We start from the raw sequence: 19,104 nt of genomic DNA on the forward strand, positions 1-19,104 counted from the left end.
TCTGTGGTAGGAATGGCATCTGATCATTCTTGCAGATCCGGAGTCCAGGTGTAGTCGGGTAGGAGTCGACGCTCTATGCGGAAGGCACCTTTGCGGCGGTTATCTCTCCGCGCAACGTGTTTTCGATCAACACTCGACCACTGGGGGAGTATACCCAGAACTCGGCAACCTGCGCGATTATGCCGCTGATATAAGCCTTCAAATACTGATTCTTCATCTCGACACTCGGCATCAGCAAGCTATCCCAGAAGAATATCAAAATATTTGAATCCGACATAAATTCTTGAATCGTTTCCACGATATCGAGCGAATCGCAATCACCAGCCTTCAGAACAAGGCTTTTGGAGACTTCACCCCAATTGACCGTACCATCCGATCTCCTTGAAAATCGGCGGATGCTTGCCTCTTCATACTCGTCATGCTGATGCAGATCGAGGAACTTCACGCCTGGTTGGCCAACCCAGCCGATACGCGGGCGACCGGCGACATCAACCCGCACAGCACGGATCATCGACTTCGGCAGGTAGTCAGGCCTCGTGCCGTACACTCCGTCAATCGTCATGCGTTTCTCCTAAGCAATCTGGCGATATCCGATTCAGTACCGATCCAGGGTACAGCCCATTTTCTAGCTGACGACCCCTTACCGACTTCGACGTTGATATGGGGCCCCTTCATCGGATCGAAGTCGATCCTAAATCGTTTGTACAATTCGGCACGCGGCGTGTGGAACCCAATATTCTTGCCATAAGTGCTCGTCGCAACCTCGAGTCGTCCGACATACGGCTCCCGAACTGCGGGGTCGATATCGCCGATCAATTCCAGTGCCTTGTTTCTCGCCTGTTCGAAGGAATCAAACGCGTCGAGGGTAATTTCCTTGCTCTTTCGACATTCGTCGGATATCAAACCGAGCGGGTCGAACCATGTGAGCGGGTTATGCGGATAAGCAATAGGATTAGGCGCAGGTTCAAGGCCGAGTGGATCCGACGTTAGATAGCGACCCAAGGCCGGATCATAGAACCGGTGGTAATTGTAGTGCAGTCCGGTTTCGGGGTCGTGGATCTGCCCAGCGAATCGAAGAGGTGTTTGCGTATCCCCGTGCCAAATGGTTTTCCCCCATAGATCGCTGGAGGCATGCGCGGTCTGTTCAGCAAACTTGGGGTCGATCAGTTCAGTCGGCGACCCGACTAGGTTGGTGATGATCGCTACGAATTCGCGATCGACGGTTGTTTGATCGGTGGTTTGGGTGAGGGGTGTGTGGGTGCCGGGTTGGTAGTGCCAGCGGGTGGTGGAGTCGGCGGTGGTTTGTTCGGTGAGGTTGGTTGCGTCCCAGGTGTAGTCGGTGCGGTCGAGGATGGTGCCGTCGGCGGTGCGGTGTTGCTTCGATGTGCGGCGGCCGAGGGGATCGTAGGTGTAGTGCCACCATTGGTGGTCAGGGGTCCAGACGTCGGTGAGTTGGTCGAAGCTGTTGTAGCGGTAGTGCCAGGTGGCGGGCTTTCGGGATAGGCGGGTGGTGGTTTTGCGGATCAGGCGGCCGGCGTTGTCGTAGTGGTAAGTGGTGCGGCCGTTTCGGATCAGGAGGTTGTTGCGGTATTCGCGGCGGCGGGAGTTGGTGGCATGGGCGGGGGCAGCCGGCGAGTCCGGGGTGTCGCTGCTGGTGATGTTGCTGAGGGGGTCGTAGGTGTAGCGCTCGGTGACCTGGTTGTCGCGGGTGAGGGTGGTGACGCGTCCGATCGGGTCGAGTTCGTAGTCGCGGCTGACCGACGCATTGTTGTGGTGATGGGTCGTGTGGTTGGTGATGTAACCGTCTGGGCGCCAGGCGTACTCGTCGGTGCGCAGGTTTCGGGGCGGGGTGCGTGGGGCGGAGTCGAGGCCGATGTTGAACAGGCGGTGTGGGTGGGCTGTGACGGTTTGGCTGTTAGGCAGGCCTGCAGGGTTGTAGGTGGTGTCGATGGCGAGTTCGTCGAGTTGCCATCGGGTGAGACGGCCTGCCGGGTCGTAGGTGAAGTCGATGTTGTGGCCGTCGGCGGTCATCCCGCCGTGGCGGCCTGCGTAATCGAAGGACCAGTGGGTTTGGGCGCCGGTGGGGGTTGTGCGGCGGGTGCGGCGTCCGAACTCGTCGTGGTCGAACCGCATCGGCGGTTGGTCGTCTACTTGCTGGGACGCGAGCTGGCCGGTGTCGGTGTAGCTGAATTGAAGAGTGTGGGAAGGGGTTTTGTCGTTGCCGTTGGTCGCGGAGAGTAGACGGCCGGACAAGTCGTGGGTGTAGTGGATCCAGTCGCGGGAATCGGTGGTGATCGCGGTGAGGCGGCCGAGGATGTCATACGCGTGATGCCGGGTGATGCCGGTGGCGGGAGTGATCGTGACGGTGCGCCCGGCCGGGTCGTGCGTGTAGTGGGTGGTCGCGCCCGTGTAGTCCGTCTGGGCGATCAGATGGCCCGCGGGATCGTAGACGTAGTGCCAGGTTTCACCGTTGGGATTGGTGACTGCGGTGAGGCGGCGTTCGGTGTCCCAGGTGTAGGTGGTGGTCGCACCGGCCGGGTCCGTGCGGGCCGCGAGAAGGTCGAACGCTGTGTAGGTGAATCGGGTGACCCCGCCTGCTGGGTCGGTGTGGGTGAGGAGGTTGTCTTCACCGTCGTAGGTCCAGGTTTCGCGGTGTCCGTCCGGGAGGGCGCGTTCGAGAAGCTGACCGGTAGGTGAGAACCGATGGGTCGTTGTCGCACCGAGCGGGTCTGTGATGCGGTGGGGACGGCCGAGGCCGTCGCGCTCGATGGTGGTTACCGACTCGAGCGGATCGGTGATTCGGATCGGTAGACCCGCCGCGTCGACATCGATGCTGGTTGTCGCTCCGCTCGGTTCGGTGATCGTCGCGACGGCACCGCAGCGGTGATGAGTGAAGGTGGTGCGGGCGCCGGTGGGGGCGATTACGGCAGTGAGATTGCCGTTGGTGTCGTATTCGCGGCGGAGTTCGGTGCCGTCGACGTCGGTGATGCGGGTGGGGCGGTTGCGGAACAGGTATTCGAGGTAGGTGGTGTTGCCGTCGGGGCGGGTGATGGAGGCGACGTCGCCGTCGTCGGTGTAGGTGTAGCGGGTGACCGCGCCGTCGGGGGCGGTGAACGTCAGCGGGTTGCGGTCGGCGTTGTAGTCGGTGTGTGTGCGGGCGCCGTTGGGATCGCGGACGTCACGGGTGCGCAGATCGGTGTCGAAACCGTAGGTGGTCGGAGCGCCGAGGGAATTGATGTGCGTGGTGACTCGACCGGTCCCGTCGGGGAATGCGGAGTAGTTGAAATCGGCGTCGAGGACTCCTGCGATACCGCGCTGACGAGTGACTCGGCCGGCCTCGTCGTAGGTATTGACCATGTAGTTGTCGTTGGAATCGGTCCACGACGTCACACGGTCGGCGTGGTCGTAGGTGTACCGGGTGGTCGCGCCTACACCATTGGTGACGGCGACCAACTGACCTGCGGTGTATCCGAATTCGCGGATCGTGGTGAGGTGACCGCCGGACGGACCGAGGATGTCGAGTCCGGTGACGCGCCCACCGGCGGTGGTGACGGCCACGCGGTAGCCGCCGGTGTGGGTGATCTCGGTCGGCACACCGTCGCTGTCGTAGTGGAATCGGATGCGGTTGTGGTGGCGGTCGGTGATGGCCGAGATCGCGTAGTTGCCGAGGGCGACATCGATGCCGGCCCGGACGGGTTCGGGGGCGAAATGCCAGATCAGTTCGCGTTCGGGATCCCAGACCCGGTAGCCGCCGGAGTCGGCGCGGCTCAGCGTCCAGCGCGACGCACCCGATAGCGGCAGTACTGGAGCATCAGGTTGCGGGTGGGGATAGAGCAGCGTTACGCCGTCCTCGCCGATCAAGATGACACCGTGGTCGTCGACGACCACCCGCATGTCCAGGGTCGCCGACCAGGACGGGCCGAACCAGCGGCCGAAGCGGTAGTTCGACCGGTGACGACGCTTCAGGATCAGTGGCAGGACGCCGGGCAGGTTCAGATCGAGTTCGGGGAGGAGGAATTCACCGGTGGCCGCGTCGACAGGGTCGTTGCATTCTTCGATGTCATCGTCGGTTCGGTTGTGCTCGACCGGGTCCTCGATGGTGGATTCGCGGATCTTGTCGGGGTCGTCGACATGTTCGGAGGAATCCGACTCGTCAGCTTCGGACTTGTCGACTTCTTTGTCGCTCTTGTCGTGGTCGCCGTTCGAGTTATCGGTACCGCGCTCTCCGGAGTCCGGATCGGAGGAGGAATCACCATCGCCGCGCGCGGGAGATGGAGCGGCGGTGGTGTCGTGGTCAGGCGCCGATCGTGAATCACCGTGCCACTGAGGCGTGTTCGAATCCGGCGTTGCACGTGGTGAAGGGCTGGGCGTGGCTCTGTCTTGGTCCGGTGTGTTGGCGTGCTCGTCCGGCTTCTGCTGGTTCCGGTCGGTTTCGGTATCGCCGGCCTGGCGGTTGTCAGGTGTGGCGGTGGGGCGCGGGTCCGGTGTCCGGGTGCTCGCGGGGGATTCTGGCGCGCGGGTATTCGGCGTCGGAGACATGGTCGCCGCCGGGGTGAACGAATCGCGTTGAGGCTCAGCGGCATCCGAGCGGGCGGGGGTAGCCGGATCGGATCGGTCGTGATTCGATGTCGAGCCCGCGTCACCGCCTGTGTCGGCCCGGGCAGGTGGCTGCCGAGTCGAGTCGGACTCGGGACTGGATTGGTGCGGATTCGACGTCGACCCACCGTCGCCGTCCGCGTCGGCCCGGGCGGGCGGTTGTCGAGTCGAGTCCGGGTCGGGGGCGGAATTGGTCGACCCAGGGTCGGGCCGGGTAGTGGCAGGATCTGGCTCGCCGACCCGGGTCGGCGGCTCTCCCCTGGGTGTCTCGGCAGTGGTCTGTGACGGGGCTTGGGTGGTCGGCGCGTCGGTGCCGGGGTTGCCGACCGGAGAGTTCGAATCCTGGACCGGGCGCGTGGGATTCGGATCGGTGCCGGGTTGGCGGGGTGCCTCGACAGTTTTGGCGTTGTCGTCGGGATCGGGTTCCGGGCCGTTGGTGTGAACCGGAGTGCTCGGCCGATCGTCGGCGTCGGTTCGAGCGGGGGTCGAGTTCTCGGAACCCGGTCGTGGCGCGGGCGTTTCGGTATCAGGGCGTGCGGTCGGAGGCTCCGCACGCGGTTCCGGGGTGTTGTGTAGCGGAGTGCCGGAGGCGTTTTCTTCCGGCGCTTCCTGGAGTTGTCGAGTGTCGGGGCGCTGTGTCGGCGATTCCGGCCCGGCGTCGGGCCGAGCGCCGGCGTCGACGCCCGATTGCGGCCCGGCGTTGGACCCGTCCGGCACCCCGGCCTGGGGCGCTGGGGCGTGCGATGAGTTCTCGCCATCGTGATCGACAGGTTCGGGAGTGCCGGACTGCTCCGGTGTAGCCCCATCGGGACTGTCGCGATTGCCCCCGGGAATGCGACGACCGACGTCGCTGAGCTTGTCGATCGCCGACAACACCGGCTTCGCCGCGCCTCCGCCGCCGGTGGCGACCGTGACGAGAAGATCGCTCGTGATCGAGCCGGCGAACTCGAACGGGTTCGCGCGCGCTTCCGAGAGGATCGCGTCGACAGCCGCACCGGGATCGGCGGCCGCGACCACCAGCCCGGTCCCCAAATCCGACATCTTCGACAGGTAGTCGGCCGGATGGGTGATGTTATAGGCATCGGTCGGATTCACCTGCCGGACGAACTGCACGAGCCCCGTCAGGCCGGTCAGTACGCCGGACTCGAAGCTCAACTTGGCGTGCTCACCGATATCGGCCAGATCCGACAGGTTCGCCGCCATTCGGGACGTGAACGGCGGTGTGGTCGGCGCCTTGCCGGTGGCTTCGGCGATCTTGGCGCTCGACTCGGTTGCGGCGTTATCGCGTTGGGTGCGAGCGAAACTCAAGATCTGCCGGGCATTGTCCCGCAGCGCGGTCCAGGTATCGGGCAGCGGGCCGACCTGCTTTTGCTGATCGCCGGTGAGCGAGTTCCACCAGTCCTTCTTGGTGCGTTCCTCGGCCAGGGCCCGTTCCCACTCGGCGATCGCATCCGCGGCACGTGCTTGCGCGGTGGTGACCGCCGCGGACCAGCTGTCGAGGACACCGGCGGTCGCGGTGAACGATTCCGCGGCATCCCACCACAGCTTCGGCTGCTGGTCGTAGACGGCATTGAACGCGTCCGCGCCAGCCCCGGTCCAGTCCGCGGCATCGATCGTTTTCAGTGCGTCGCCGGTTTTGGCGATCTGGGTCGCCATCTCACGCAACGTGGTCGCGGCATCGGTGATGACTGTCGGCTCGCCGCGGATCAGTTCCTTCGGGTCCTTCGTCTCCCCGAGCGCACGCTCTTCGACTTCACCACCGGCGGCCGAGACGAGTTGGTCTCCGAGATCGTCGAGAGACTCCGCCAAACTGTCCATGCCGAGCTTCTGCGCACCGGTGGAGGCGACGTCGAGGACGTCGTCGGCGAGTGCCCCGGCTTTCTCGACAGCACTTTCCACTCCTCGGCCGAACAGGTCGCCGAAGTTGTCGAACACCCCCACCGATCAGCCCGGGGGATCCAGAATCGCGGCGGCTTGCTCGGCGGCCCCGGTGTTCCAGCCCGCATCGGGTAGGCCATTGTCGGGGGCGGCGTAGGAGTACGGGTCGAGCGTGGAGAGGTTGGCCATGGCTTGCGGGCCGACGGCCTGCACCACCTGCCAGTTCTTGTCAGCGTGTGCGGCCGCGTCTTCGAAGGATTTGGCGCTGTAGTCGGCGTTGAGCGCCATATTGATCGGATTGTCCGCAAGGGTTTCGCCCCACGTCCGCTCCTTGATCTCCGCGCTGGACAGGTGGGGATTGCCGAGCAGGTGGGTATACATCTGCTTGAACGTGTCGGAGCCCTGCTGCTCCATCATGTAATAGCGGCCTGCCGCCAATCCCACCGCTTCGGCGATCGAGTTGCCGGACTGCACCAGATATCGCACGCCCCAGGACCACCGCTCGGTGAATTCCTCGAACCCCTTCTGCACCACGGCTTTCCCGGCCTCCAGCCCGGACATGGTGAGCAGCGCGAAGCCACGCCCCGAGGACGCGGTCTCCTTGACCCCGATCTCCGACAGCTCGCTGATGATCCCGGTGATCCCCTGTGCCGCTTGAATCAGCACTTCCGGCGAGACTTTCAGCTCAGCCGCCACGAGTGCCCCGCTTCGTCGTTCGACGTTCCGGGCCCGTCATCGAATACGGTCGTCGGCACGCTTCCGGTGCGGTGTCCACCGTGAACGACTCACGCAGAGCAGGTGGGTTGCCGAATCCGGTGTAGAACGAGTCGATCATGAAAGCCAGCCTCCCCCAATGCTTCTGGCGATCGCGCCCCCCTTGGGCGATCAATCAGCAGCATAGCGAGGTGGGAGCTACTCTGCCAGTGGTGGCAGAACCTATCGCATACGGCTACGGCGTCGGCCGCTCCAGCCGTACCCCTGCCGAACAAACCAAGGACCCTATGGTTGATCGCGACTATCTGTTGTTACAGGAGGGACTTCCCATTCGTTTCGCTTCAAATTCAGGCCTCTATCGTGATATATCGAGTCCGATCGATAAATATGTTCAACCCGATATTTCGTTGGGTGAAGGATCGTGCGTGAATCAAGGGATCGTGAGATGTATAGAGATGCAATCCCAAGGATCCGGTTGGTAAATGGCAAGTCCGGAACGGTGGTAGGAGCTTCTTATCGTGTCTTCAACAAAAGGATCCGCTTTCGACGCCGACCGGCCTTGGGTTCATTTTCGTGGGAAGGAGGATATCGAGAGCCTGGCTGAGTTGACCCCTGCCTTCTCTGGAATACGCGTATTTTCCCTGGATGGCGCCGAGATGGATAGCGTCGACGGGCTCTTCGGTTGCTACTATTCAGAGTTCGAGTTTCCGCCGTACTTCGGCTCGAACTGGCCGGCTTTCGAAGAATGCTTGACTACGCTGGACAATCTGCCGTCCAGAAGATACTTGACCATTATTCACCATGCGCAGAATGTGCTTGCGGGCGATCGCCGAGACCTGAAAACATATCTGAGGGTGTTGAACAGTGCGGGGTGCTACTGGGCTAACGCTCCGGGTATAGGGCGTGAATGGGGAAATGAGCCGGTCGCGTTCAATACGCTATTTCTGTCGGAAAAATATTCGGCAACAGAATTGTCACTCTTAATCAAAGGGGATCACGTATGACCACCGGAAAGCTGCACCATCGCGTCGGTAACCTGTTCGCTGCCACCGACCTCGATGCGGTCGGGCACGGTTGTAATTGTGCTGGTGCAATGGGGCGAGGTATTGCGACGGAATTCAAACGTCGGTGGCCGGAAATGTATGAGGAGTATCGAGTCCGGTGCCGCGATGGCCGATTGACGCCTGGATCTGTGTTCGTTTGGCAGTGTGACGATGTGACCGTCTACAACCTGGGTACGCAGGCCCATTGGCGCGGAAAGGCGACTCTTCCCGCCATCGTTTCATCGGTCGGAGCGATGCTTGCTCATGCGGATGAAGCCGACCTGCGGCGAATCGGGGTTCCGCGTATCGGTGCGGGGCTCGGCGGGCTCGAGTGGTCGGATGTCGAAGGTGCGATCATGCCTGTGATCGAGTCTCACGACGTGGAGGTCGTTGTGTTCGGTCTCGAGTGAGGGTGATGGCGGCTTCGGGATCAGCCGTCGGCCTGGGTGGTTGTCGGTGGGGCCGTGGTGGGGGTGGGGGTGCGGGTGGTGTTGTCGTGGGCGTTGGTGGTGGGGAGGTCGGGGTCTTCGAACTCGCCCTCGTAGGTGGGGCGGGTGCGTGGGGGGTTCACCGTGCGGGTGGGGGGTGTGGTGCGGGGTGGGCGGGTGGTGGTGGGGGTGGAGTCCTCGGTGGTGGTCTCGGGGGACTCGGTGGTGGGCTCCGGCGGGCGGGATTCGGAGGTCGCCTCGGTCGGGTGGGGGGCGCTGGACGGATCGTCCGGTGCGGGGGTCTCCGAGGGCGAGGTCTCGGTGGAGCTGAGGCTGAAAGGCTTGCGCGGCGACATGTACGGGGCGATACGCCAGGTCGGTGACGGCGGGATCGAGACGCGGACCGTGGTGGAGGTCGGGTCGTCGGCGACCTGGCTCGGCGCCGCGGCCAGCCCGGCCTGCAGCGGTGGCGGCGTCACGTAGACGTCCTGCTGTCCGATGCCGCACGCACCGATCACGATCAGTCCGAGCGACACCGCGCCAACAGCGATTGCCGGACCTACGAGCTTGGCCCTGCTGTCTTCCATCGCCTTGTACTCCTCGTCGGCTTCGGGTCGCCTCACAGTAGTGCAGCCCGGGAAAATCGGCTCATTGTAAACATGAATGATTCAGATATCGGATTGGTCTCGTAAGCGTGTCGTGGTGACGTGTCGCGGGCTTTCGTAGCGAGAGGGTCGTAGCGTGTGTGAGCAAAGTTACGCATGAGACGCCCGGACCGAAACCCCTGACGCGCGAGGTTTGCGCGACGCAAGAATCAGATCGGCGTCATCGAGGAGAGTCTGATGGGAGCTTATTCGACACCCCGGCTGGAAACGGCCGAGGCGAACCCCGATCCGGCCACCGAGGCCCCCGAGACCCCCGACACCGCAACCCCGCCGGGCAACGGCGCGTTCGCTGTCGTGGCCCGGGTACTCGGCTGGTTGTTCTTCGTCGGCGGACTCGTCGGCGCCGGCCTCGGCATCGCCGGGCTGCACGTGGAGATCACCGTGGCGGGCCTGATCCTGGCCTGCACCGCGGGCCTGATCCTGCTCAAGCTGCGCGCCGATCAGGAGCCGCGCGAAACCGCCTGAGCCACTGCATAATCCGATTCCACCACCGACGGGTAGGCGCTACCGTCGATGTGGTGCGAATCGATATCACCGGTGACGCCGCCCGGTTCCTGCCCGAGGCCGAAACCTTCCTGCGCCGTGATGCCCTGCGCAACACGGTGATCGCGAGCAGCGTCGTCAACCAGATCAACGGCAACTTCTCGGGCACCCGATTCCTGGCGGTGCGCGACGAGGACGTCGTCGGGCTCGCCCAGTGCACCGACGACGGCCGCGCCTACCTGGGCGACCTGCCCGCCGCGAGCATCCCGTCCGTGGTCGACACCCTCGTCGAGCACATCGAGAACCTGCGCAGCGTCGAGGGTTCCAGCGCCGAAGTCGACGCATTCCTCGACCACTGGTCGGCGGCACACCGCGGCACGCACCGCCTGGACTACACCGCGCGGCTCTACCGGCTCGAAACCCTGCACGCGCCCGAGGTTCCCGGCGTCGCCCGGCAGGCCACCGCGAACGACGTGGAGCTGTGCCTGGCATGGTTCGCCGACTTCGACCGCGAGATCGGTGCCGTGCGTGCGCTCGACGAAGAACGGGCGCTGCGGCTGATCGGGCGCGGGTGGTGGTGGCTGTGGGAGGTCGACGGCGCCCCACGCTGCTTCGTCGCCCGGCAGACGGGGGTGTTCGGCTGGGCGCGGGTCGGGCCGGTCTACACCCCGGCCGCATGGCGCGGCAACGGGTACGCCAGCGCGCTCACCGCGGCGGTGTCGGCGGCGATCCGGGCCGAAGGCGCCGACGTGTGCCTGTTCACCGATCTGGACAACCCCACCTCGAACAAGATCTACGAGGGAATCGGATTCCGGCCCGTGCGCGACTTCCTGAACTACGAGCTCAGCCGCTGAGCGCGGCGACGATCACCCAGCCGACGGCGACGAAGAGCGCGATCAGCGACAGCCAACCCATAACCGAGCCCTGCCAGCGTGAGGTCCGCTTCGGGCCGAGATAGGCCTCCGCGACGGACTTCTCCGCCTTCTTCCTCGGCACCTGCCGAGGCGGGGCTTGCCACTGCTGTGGTGGGGGATAGCCGGGCCGATACGCGGCCGGCGCGGACGCCTGGTGCACCGGAAAACGCGGTGCGGCAACGGGAGCGGTGAGCGCTTGGGCGGCGGCAGCGGCGAACTCCGCGCAGGTGGCGTACCGGTGTTCGCGGCGCTTGGCCATCGCGCGCGCGAGCACTGCGTCCATCGCCGGTGACAGATCGGGACGCAAGGCGCTCGCACGCGGCGGCGGCTGTTGCAGATGACCCTGGATCACCGACACCGGATTCGGCGCGTCGAAGGGGGTAGCCCCGGTGAGCAGCCGGAACAGGGTGCAGGCCAGCGAATACTGATCGGCGCGACCGTCGAGCGCGACGCCGGTGAGCTGCTCGGGCGAGGCGAAAGCCAGGGTGGCGGTGAAGCTTCCGGTCTGGGTGAGCTTCGCGGCGTTGTCGTCGTGCAGGCGGGCGATGCCGAAATCGGTGAGATACACCCGCTCGGCGCCGTGCACCGATTCGATCAGGATGTTGGCCGGTTTCACGTCGCGGTGCAGCACGCCACGGCTGTGCGCGAAGTCCAGCGCCGCAGCGGTCTCGGTGACGATGTGCACCGCCCGCGCCGGGTCGACCGGATCGGGCAGCGATGCGGCGTCGGCACCGTCGATGTAGCGCATCGAGATCCACAGCTGGTCGTCCTCGACACCCCGGTCGTACACGGTGACGATATTCGGGTGCTCGAGCTGGGCGACCAGGTCGGCCTCACGTTCGAACCTGGCCCGGATCTCGTTGTCGAAGAACAGTTCCCGGTTCAGCAACTTCATCGCGGTGCGCCGGGGCAGGCGCGGATGCCTGGCCAGATACACCGAACCCATGCCACCACGGCCGAGCAGCCGCTCGATGGTGTACCCGGCGAAGACGCCCGTCGTCTCCTGCATCAGTTCAGCGGGGCCGAACGCCACCAGCGCAGCACGTCCTCGGGCTCGCCGTAACTGTCGGTGAACATCAGGAACTGGGCACGATACGGGTCGCCGGTGAACACGGTGATGATCTTGTTCCCGTTGTCGGAGTACTTGTAGTTGGTGTACTGCTTGCCGCCGTTGGTGTCGGTCGACTTGGTGTTGGCGGGCAGGCCGTCGATCACCGCCTGCACGTCGGCGGCCGAGTTGTACACGTAGAAGCGGTAGAACGGGTCGTTGTCCTGCTCGTCACCGCCGCCGTAGCAGCGCCACTGCCACGCCCACGAACCGAACTGGGGATCGCCGTCGTTGTCCGTCGGGGTGTAGCTGGGATCGGTCTCCCAGCAGGTGGCGCCGTTGTAACCGGTCTCGCTGTCGGCATCGGGCGGAACCATCCGGCTGAACTCGGCGCTGATCGCGGCGGCGTCGGGGGTGACGTGCTTGGCCGCGGTGGTCGAGGTCGTCGACGTGGTCGCCGTGGTGCTCGAATCGCCGCCGCTCGCCGCGACACCGATGCCGATCAGCAGGGCCAGCACCAGCACGACGGCGATCACGATGCCGACGATCAGCCCGGTATTGGACTTCGACGGCGGCCGCTGCGGGTACTGGGTGTAGTTGCCACCCGTGGGCTGACGCGGCGCCGCGAACTGCGGGTGCGACTGCTGGCTGTAGGCGCCGCCGGTGTGTGGCGCGGGTGTCTGGTTGCGCATCGGCGGCGCGGTCATCGGGCCCTGCGTGTGCGCGGTACCCATCGGACCGGCCGTCATCGCATTGCCCGTCATCCCGGCGCCCGTCATCGGGCCCTGTGCCGCAAGGGGGTACGGCGAACCGGTCTGCGGGATCGCGCCACCCGTGGTGGGTCGGGGGCCGCCGGTGATCGGCATCCCCGGTCCCGTGCTCGGTCGGGCCAGCGGCAGGGCGGGTGAGCTCGGATTGTTCAGCGCGGCGATCGCGGCGGCGGCGAAATCCGAACATGTGGCGAACCGGTCGTCGGGCCGCTTGGACATCGCCTTGGCCAGCACGCCGTCGAGTGCGGGCGGCAGACCAGGACGCACACTGCTCAGCGGCGGCGGCGGTTGCTGCAGATGACCCTGGATCACCGCGGCCGGGTTGGTCGCCGCGAACGGGCCGGAACCGGTGAACAGCCAGAACAGGGTGCAGGCCAGCGAATACTGGTCGGAACGGTGATCGAGGGAGGCGCCGGTGAGCTGCTCGGGGGAGGCGTAGGCGAGGGTGGCGGTGAAGGTGCCGGTCTGGGTGAGATGACCGGTGTCGTCACGCAGTCGGGCGATACCGAAGTCGGTGAGATACACGCGTTCGCCACGGCCCGCGCCCGAGCGGGCGAGCAGGATGTTGGCGGGCTTCACGTCGCGGTGCAGCACCCCCATGCCGTGCGCGTAGTCCAGCGCGTCGGCGGTCTCCTTCACGATCTGCAGCGCGCGCGCCGGGGGCAGCGACTGCGGTTCCACCGAGGCGGCATCGATACCGTCGATGTACTGCATGGAGATCCAGAGCTGCTCGTCGTCGAGGCCCCGGTCGTACACGGTGACGATGTTCGGGTGATCCAGGCGCGCGACCAGGTCGGCCTCACGTTCGAAACGCGCACGCACTTCCTGGTCGAAGAACATCTCGCGGTTGAGCAGCTTCAGCGCGGTGAGCCTCGGTAGGCGCGGGTGCTTGGCGAGATAGACCGAACCCATGCCACCGCGGCCGAGCTGCCGTTCGATGACATAACCGGCGAAGACATCTCCGTTGGCCAGCATGTCTGCTCCACTTCCCGCCGTGCGCCGGGACCCACCAGCGCACGCGCGTACCGAAAATCATCGAAACCATAGCAGTCGGTGACCACACCGACGGGGCCCGCGAACAGCGGGCACACGATCACGGTGGGCGCCGGTGCTGCGGCGGCACGATGTAGCCGGGATGGTTACGGCCACCGGGGAAGTCGATGGTTCCCGGCCGGGTGGCCGGGCGCCGCGGCGGGATCGGATTCCCACCCGTCGACGGGCGCTGGGTATGCGGCTGCGCGACGTGCGGATACGGCTGCGCGGGCGTCGACGGTCGCGGCGCCGGATAGGGCCGCGGGTTTTCCCGCGCGCGCAGCACCACACCGCTCGAGGTGTACTGCGGCTGGTGATGCCACGGTCCCGGCACGGCGAACAGCGCCGCCCTGGCCGCGTCGGCGAACTCGGTGCAACTGGCGTACCTGGCCGCCGGGTGCTTGGCGGTCGCCCTGGCCAGCACCGCGTCCAACGTCGACGGCAGGTCGGGGCGCCGGCTGCGCAGCGGCGGGACCGGGGTGCTCATGTGCGCCTGGATCACTGCCGCCGGGCTCGGCCCAGGGAACGGCACCGAGCCGGTGAGCATCCAGAACAGGGTGCAGGCCAGCGAGTACTGGTCGGCGCGATGGTCCATCGGGCCACCGGCCAGATGTTCGGGCGCGGCGTAGGCGAGGGTGGCGGTGATGGAGCCGGCCGAGGACAGGGTGGTCTCGCTGTCGCGCACCGCCGCGATGCCGAAGTCGGTGAGAACCACTCGCTCCGGGCGGCCGATGGGCGGTTTGGCGAGCAGGATGTTCGCCGGTTTCACGTCGCGGTGCAGGACCCCGCTCGCGTGCGCGAAGTCGAGCGCGGTGGCGGTCTCGGCGGCGATCTGCACGGCGCGGCCGGGAGTCAGCACGTTCACATCGGCGGTCGCCACATCGGTACCCGCGACGAACTGCATGGAGATCCACAGCTGGTCGTCGTCGGTGCCGCGGTCGTAGACGTTGACGATATTCGGGTGCTCGAGCTGGGCGACCAGGTCGGCCTCGCGTTCGAACCGGCGGCGGATCTCCTCGTCGGCGGACAGATCGCGGCTGAGCAGCTTCAACGCGGTGAGGCGTGGCAAACGCGGATGCCGGGCCAGATACACCACGCCCATGCCACCGTGGCCGAGCACACGCCGGATCGTGTAGCCGGCGAACACGTCGCCTTTGACCAACACGCGAAGTCACCCCCTCCAGGGCAGAGCACCCGTCGAAATTCTACCGATGTATCTCCTGCCGCCTCCCACACGCAACATCTTCCGACCTTGTCGGTGCCGCGGATTAGGGTGTCAGCTATGCGCATTGGAGCACACGTTCGCGACGAGGGCGATCCGATCGGATTCGGCGAGAAGCTCGGCGCCGAGGTCATCCAGATGTTCGTAGTCGATCCGCAGAGCTGGGACAAACCGCAGCCGCATCCGAAGGCGGCCGAGATCCTGGCCAGCCCGATCGACGTCGTGGTGCACTCGTCCTATCAGATCAATGTGGCCAGCCTGAACAACCGGCTGCGGATGCCCTCGCGCAACGCGGTCGCCCAGCAGGCGAAGGCAGCCGCCGAACTCGGCGCGTTCGGCCTGGTCGTGCACGGCGGGCACGTGCGCTCCGACGCCGAGATCGAGACCGGAATCGACAACTGGCGCAAGCTGTTCGAACGCCAGCAGGACAAGGGCGGCTTCGCCGTGCCGATCCTGATCGAGAACACCGCGGGCGGCAACCACGCGATGGCACGGCACTTCGACTCGATCGCCCGGCTGTGGGACGCCGTCGGCGACTACGGTGCCGGATTCTGTCTCGACACCTGTCACGCCTGGGCCGGTGGCGAGGAACTCGTCGGCGTGGTCGAGCGGATCAAGGCCATCACCGGCCGGATCGACCTGGTGCACCTGAACTCCTCGCGCGACGAATTCGACTCCGGCGCCGACCGGCACGCCAACTTCGCCGACGGCACCATCGACCCGCAGCTGCTCGCCGAGGTCTGCCGCACCGCGGGCGCCCCCGTCATCCTCGAAACCCCCGTCGACGGTGTCGCCGACGACCTGGCCTACCTGCGGGAAACCCTGGGCTGAGGACGTTTCGGATCAGCCGGAGGGAAAACCTGTCTGTTCGAGTGGGTTCGCGGTGTGCTTGACGCCTACCCGGAATTCACAACAGACAGAGGTGATCCCCATGACGGTCGACCAGGCCACCCTGACCGTGACCAAGCTCGGCGCCCACATCGGCGCCCAGGTCGACGGTGTCCGCCTCGGTGGTGCGCTGGACGCGGCGACCGTCGCCACGATCCGGCGCGCACTCAACGAGCACAAGGTGATCTTCTTCCGTGGCCAGGACCACCTCACCGAAGACGGTCAGCACGAGTTCGCGCAGCTGCTCGGCAGCCCGACCACTCCGCATCCCACGGTGAAGTCGCAGGGTGTGAAGAGCCTGGCCATCGACTCCGAGAACGGGCGCGCCAATTCGTGGCATACCGACGTGACGTTCGTCGACCGGATCCCGAAGGCGTCGATCCTGCGGGCGGAGTATCTGCCCACCTACGGCGGTTCGACGACCTGGGCGTCGACGGTGGCCGCCTACAACTCGCTGCCCGAGTCGCTGAAGCTGCTCGCCGACAACCTGCGCGCGGTGCACACCAATGTGTACGACTACGCGGCGAAGAATGTGGAGCCGCTCCGGCCGAAGTCCGAGCAGTACCGGGCCGAGTTCCAGTCGACCTACTTCGAGACCGAGCATCCGGTGGTACGAGTGCACCCGGAGACCGGGGAGCGTGCCCTGCTGCTCGGGCATTTCGTGAAGAACTTCGTCGGTTTGTCGACCAGCGAATCCCAGGCACTGTTCCGCCTGTTCCAGGACCGGGTGACCCGGCTCGAGAACACCACCCGCTGGAACTGGGCCGACGGCGATGTCGCCATCTGGGACAACCGCGCCACCCAGCACTACGCGATCGACGACTACGACGACCAGCCGCGCCGCCTCACCCGAATCACCCTGGCCGGCGACATTCCGGTCGGTGTCGACGGGCAAACCAGCAAATCGCTACAGGGCAACGCCGAGGACTACTCCATCATCGACACCCCAAGCAACCTGAGCGAAAGTCTCGCCTGATCACGCAAGCACATGGGTAACTCACCGGGCACGGGCCAACTCACCACACGCCCCAAAGCTTGCCGCGTCCCCCAGTCTCCACGCACCTGAGTCTGGCCAGAGTCGCGGGGAGGCGGATGAGCGAGGCGGATGGGCTAGAGTCGCGGGGTGGCGGATAAGTGTATTCGGCCGTTGGACGGTGTTCGTGTCCTGGAACTCGGCAACTACGTGGCCGCTCCCACCGCCGGTCGTATCCTCGGTGATTTCGGTGCCGAGGTCATCAAGGTCGAACGGCCCGGCACCGGCGACGAACTGCGGAATTGGCGGCTCTACGGCGGCGACACCTCCATGCTGTACCGCACGGTGAACCGCAACAAGAAGTCGATCGTGCTCGACCTGCGCACCCAGGCGGGTCGTGACGTCGTGCTCGACCTGCTCGCGCACTGCGATGTGCTGCTCGAGAACTTCCGTCCCGGAATGCTGGAGAAGTGGGGACTCGGGCCCGATGTGCTCGAGCAGGTGAATCCGAACCTGGTCATCACCCGGATCTCGGCTTACGGGCAGACCGGTCCGATGGCGTCGCGGCCGGGTTTCGCCGCCGTGGCCGAGGCCGTGGGTGGGCTGCGTGAACTCGTCGGCGATCCCGATCGGCCGCCGGTGCGTGTCGGGGTGTCCATCGGTGACTCCATCGCGGGCATCTATGCCGCGTTCGGCACTGTCATGGCCCTGTTCCAGCGCGAACGCATCGGCCGGGTGCCCCAGGCCGAACGCATCATCGACGTGGCGCTCAACGAGTCGATCCTGTCGGTGATGGAGTCGCTGGTGCCCGACCATCTGGCCTACGGCATCAACCGGGAACGGGTCGGCGGCCGCATGGAAGGCATCGCCCCGAGCAACGCCTACCCGACCAGCGACGGCTTCAGCATCATCATCGGTGGCAACGGCGACGCCATCTTCCAGCGATACATGCAGGTCATCGACCGACCCGACCTGGCCGTCGACCCGGAACTGGCCGACAACGCGGGCCGCTGGCGCAACCGCGAGCGCCTCGACGCGGCCATCGCCGAATGGACGGTGCGCCACACCAGGGACGAGGCGCTGAAATTGCTCGACGCCGCGGCCATACCGTGCGGTCCCATCTACACCGCGGCCGATATCGTGGCCGACGAGCAGTATCGAGCAAGAAACATGATCCAGTCGTTCCCGGTCGAGGTGGGCGAGCCCGAACCCAAACAGGTGGGTTTCACCGGCATCGTCCCCGTGATCGGGGGTGAGTCGCTGCCGATCCGCAATGTCGGCCCCGACCTCGGCGAGCACACCAGGGAGGTGCTCGGTGGGCTGCTGGGGATGACCGACGATCAGATCGACGCGCTGGAGGCATCGTGACCAGACGAGTACACGGTCGGCGCCGCCCGCCGGTGCGCAGCAAGTGGGAACCGCGCGGCCCGGGCCATGTGCGTCCGACGGTGCACCCGACTCCGGCCAGTGTCGGTGACAAGCCGTGCGGCGGGGTGATGTGTGTGCCCGCGCAGGAACCGGAGCACCGGCGATGACCGCGCTGCTGCGCGATGTCACCCTGCGTGACGGGTTGCAGCTCACCGGCAAGGTGTTGCCGGTGGAGTACAAGATCGACGTGGTGCGCCGGTTGCTGGCCGCCGGTGTGCCCGCGCTCGAGATCGGTTCGATGGCCCGCCCCGATCTGGTCGCGCCGATGGCCAACTCGCTCGAGCTGATCGCCGCCCTCACCCCTGAAGAGCTGGCGAAATGCTGGGTGTGGGTGGCCACACCACGGCATGTGGAGAAGGCCGCCGAGGCGGGGGCACGCAACTTCCAGTACTGCTTCTCGGTGTCGGACGCCCACAACAAGGCCAATATCGGGCGCGACACCGAGACCTCGGTGGCCGCCATGCCCGACGCCATCTGGCTGGCGCACCAGGCGAACGGCTCGATCCAGCTGTGCCTGGCCACCAGTTTCACCTGCCCGTTCGACGGACCGGTCGATCCCGAACGGGTGCTGGCCATCGCCCGCGACCCACGCACCGAAGGCGCCACCGACATCGTCCTCGCCGACACCCTCGGCCAGGCCGCGCCCGGCGAAGTGAGCGCGCTGGTCGGAGCCGTACGCGACACCACCCCGCCGCGCCGCATCGTCTTCCACGGGCACGACACCTGGGGCATGGGTGTGGCCAACACCCTCGCCGCGATCGAGGCGGGCGCGGGGATGGTCGACGGTGCCCTCGGCGGCCTCGGCGGGTGCCCGTTCGCACCGGGTGCCAGCGGCAACACCGCGACCGAGGACATCCTGTTCGCCACCCGCCCGTCCTGGTTCGGCCCCGAGAAGCTGGCGCGGCTGGTCGGGCTGACCGAGGAGTTGCTCGGCGAACTGGGCGAACCCAACCGCTCGCGCACCGCCGAGGGCGCACGGTCGAAAGCCGACGCTTTCGAGTGGGTCATCCGGTAGGTATCGG

At 65.9% G+C, this 19,104-nt stretch carries 16 protein-coding genes; 9 read left to right on the plus strand and 7 right to left on the minus strand.

Annotated elements, in window-relative coordinates; translation table 11 throughout:
• Positions 1 to 73: 73 nt before the first annotated feature.
• The 3 genes from ACSVDM_RS12605 to ACSVDM_RS12615 are packed head-to-tail and all read right to left on the minus strand — an operon-like array spanning position 74 to position 7,140.
• Positions 74 to 562 carry a hypothetical protein gene (locus ACSVDM_RS12605; protein WP_439264898.1) on the minus strand — a complete coding sequence of 163 codons (489 nt, stop codon included), beginning with the start codon at positions 560 to 562 and terminating at the stop codon, positions 74 to 76.
• A complete protein-coding gene (locus ACSVDM_RS12610) occupies positions 559 to 6,537 on the minus strand; it encodes a putative T7SS-secreted protein (protein WP_439264900.1) in 5,979 nt (1,992 codons plus the stop codon). The genes ACSVDM_RS12605 and ACSVDM_RS12610 overlap by 4 nt, the downstream gene beginning before the upstream one ends.
• A gap of 3 nt (positions 6,538 to 6,540) precedes the next feature.
• Entirely contained in the window at positions 6,541 to 7,140 is a 600-nt protein-coding gene (locus ACSVDM_RS12615; RefSeq protein ID WP_356985658.1) for a hypothetical protein, read from the minus strand.
• Positions 7,141 to 7,706: 566 nt separating this feature from the next.
• On the opposite strand from ACSVDM_RS12615, the gene ACSVDM_RS12620 reads away from it, so the two are divergent.
• Both ACSVDM_RS12620 and ACSVDM_RS12625 read left to right on the plus strand, forming a co-directional pair.
• On the plus strand, positions 7,707 to 8,192 hold the full coding sequence (locus ACSVDM_RS12620) for a barstar family protein (RefSeq protein ID WP_439264901.1): 486 nt from the start codon (positions 7,707 to 7,709) through the stop codon (positions 8,190 to 8,192).
• Positions 8,189 to 8,641, plus strand: a complete 453-nt coding sequence (locus tag ACSVDM_RS12625; protein WP_181701379.1) for a macro domain-containing protein — start codon at positions 8,189 to 8,191, stop codon at positions 8,639 to 8,641. Before ACSVDM_RS12620 ends, ACSVDM_RS12625 begins: the two co-directional genes overlap by 4 nt.
• A gap of 20 nt (positions 8,642 to 8,661) precedes the next feature.
• Here the strand turns inward: ACSVDM_RS12625 and ACSVDM_RS12630 are convergent, their stop codons facing one another.
• Entirely contained in the window at positions 8,662 to 9,246 is a 585-nt protein-coding gene (locus tag ACSVDM_RS12630; RefSeq protein WP_439264904.1) for a hypothetical protein, read from the minus strand.
• A gap of 255 nt (positions 9,247 to 9,501) precedes the next feature.
• Between ACSVDM_RS12630 and ACSVDM_RS12635 the strand changes: the two genes are divergently transcribed.
• Both ACSVDM_RS12635 and ACSVDM_RS12640 read left to right on the plus strand, forming a co-directional pair.
• Positions 9,502 to 9,789, plus strand: coding sequence for a hypothetical protein (locus ACSVDM_RS12635; RefSeq protein WP_067637588.1), 288 nt, complete (start codon positions 9,502 to 9,504; stop codon positions 9,787 to 9,789).
• 53 nt (positions 9,790 to 9,842) lie between these two features.
• Entirely contained in the window at positions 9,843 to 10,661 is an 819-nt protein-coding gene (locus tag ACSVDM_RS12640) for a GNAT family N-acetyltransferase (protein WP_439264905.1), read from the plus strand.
• On the opposite strand, the gene ACSVDM_RS12645 is transcribed toward ACSVDM_RS12640, so the two are convergent.
• The 3 genes from ACSVDM_RS12645 to ACSVDM_RS12655 all read right to left on the minus strand — a co-directional run bounded on the left by ACSVDM_RS12645 (position 10,651) and on the right by ACSVDM_RS12655 (position 14,736).
• The gene (locus ACSVDM_RS12645) at positions 10,651 to 11,730 is read right to left on the minus strand and encodes a serine/threonine-protein kinase (protein ID WP_439264907.1); all 1,080 of its coding nucleotides are present in this window, start codon (positions 11,728 to 11,730) and stop codon (positions 10,651 to 10,653) included. The genes ACSVDM_RS12640 and ACSVDM_RS12645 overlap by 11 nt on opposite strands.
• The gene (locus ACSVDM_RS12650) at positions 11,730 to 13,514 is read right to left on the minus strand and encodes a protein kinase domain-containing protein (RefSeq protein WP_439264908.1); all 1,785 of its coding nucleotides are present in this window, start codon (positions 13,512 to 13,514) and stop codon (positions 11,730 to 11,732) included. Before ACSVDM_RS12650 ends, ACSVDM_RS12645 begins: the two co-directional genes overlap by 1 nt.
• 118 nt (positions 13,515 to 13,632) lie before the next feature.
• On the minus strand, positions 13,633 to 14,736 hold the full coding sequence (locus ACSVDM_RS12655; RefSeq protein ID WP_439264910.1) for a protein kinase domain-containing protein: 1,104 nt from the start codon (positions 14,734 to 14,736) through the stop codon (positions 13,633 to 13,635).
• A 117-nt stretch (positions 14,737 to 14,853) separates the two neighbouring features.
• Between ACSVDM_RS12655 and ACSVDM_RS12660 the strand changes: the two genes are divergently transcribed.
• The 5 genes from ACSVDM_RS12660 to ACSVDM_RS12680 all read left to right on the plus strand — a co-directional run bounded on the left by ACSVDM_RS12660 (position 14,854) and on the right by ACSVDM_RS12680 (position 19,097).
• Complete coding sequence (locus ACSVDM_RS12660; protein ID WP_439264912.1) at positions 14,854 to 15,624, plus strand: deoxyribonuclease IV; 771 nt, start codon at positions 14,854 to 14,856, stop codon at positions 15,622 to 15,624.
• Positions 15,625 to 15,724: 100 nt separating this feature from the next.
• Positions 15,725 to 16,657, plus strand: coding sequence for a TauD/TfdA dioxygenase family protein (locus ACSVDM_RS12665; protein ID WP_439264914.1), 933 nt, complete (start codon positions 15,725 to 15,727; stop codon positions 16,655 to 16,657).
• 162 nt (positions 16,658 to 16,819) lie between these two features.
• Complete coding sequence (locus ACSVDM_RS12670; protein ID WP_356985811.1) at positions 16,820 to 18,022, plus strand: CaiB/BaiF CoA transferase family protein; 1,203 nt, start codon at positions 16,820 to 16,822, stop codon at positions 18,020 to 18,022.
• Positions 18,019 to 18,189, plus strand: a complete 171-nt coding sequence (locus tag ACSVDM_RS12675; RefSeq protein WP_439264915.1) for a hypothetical protein — start codon at positions 18,019 to 18,021, stop codon at positions 18,187 to 18,189. The genes ACSVDM_RS12670 and ACSVDM_RS12675 overlap by 4 nt, the downstream gene beginning before the upstream one ends.
• The gene (locus tag ACSVDM_RS12680) at positions 18,186 to 19,097 is read left to right on the plus strand and encodes a hydroxymethylglutaryl-CoA lyase (protein ID WP_439264916.1); all 912 of its coding nucleotides are present in this window, start codon (positions 18,186 to 18,188) and stop codon (positions 19,095 to 19,097) included. Before ACSVDM_RS12675 ends, ACSVDM_RS12680 begins: the two co-directional genes overlap by 4 nt.
• Positions 19,098 to 19,104: the final 7 nt, after the last annotated feature.

The organism is Nocardia sp. JW2 (assembly GCF_051843015.1).
GTDB classification, from domain to species: Bacteria; Actinomycetota; Actinomycetes; order Mycobacteriales; family Mycobacteriaceae; genus Nocardia; species Nocardia coubleae.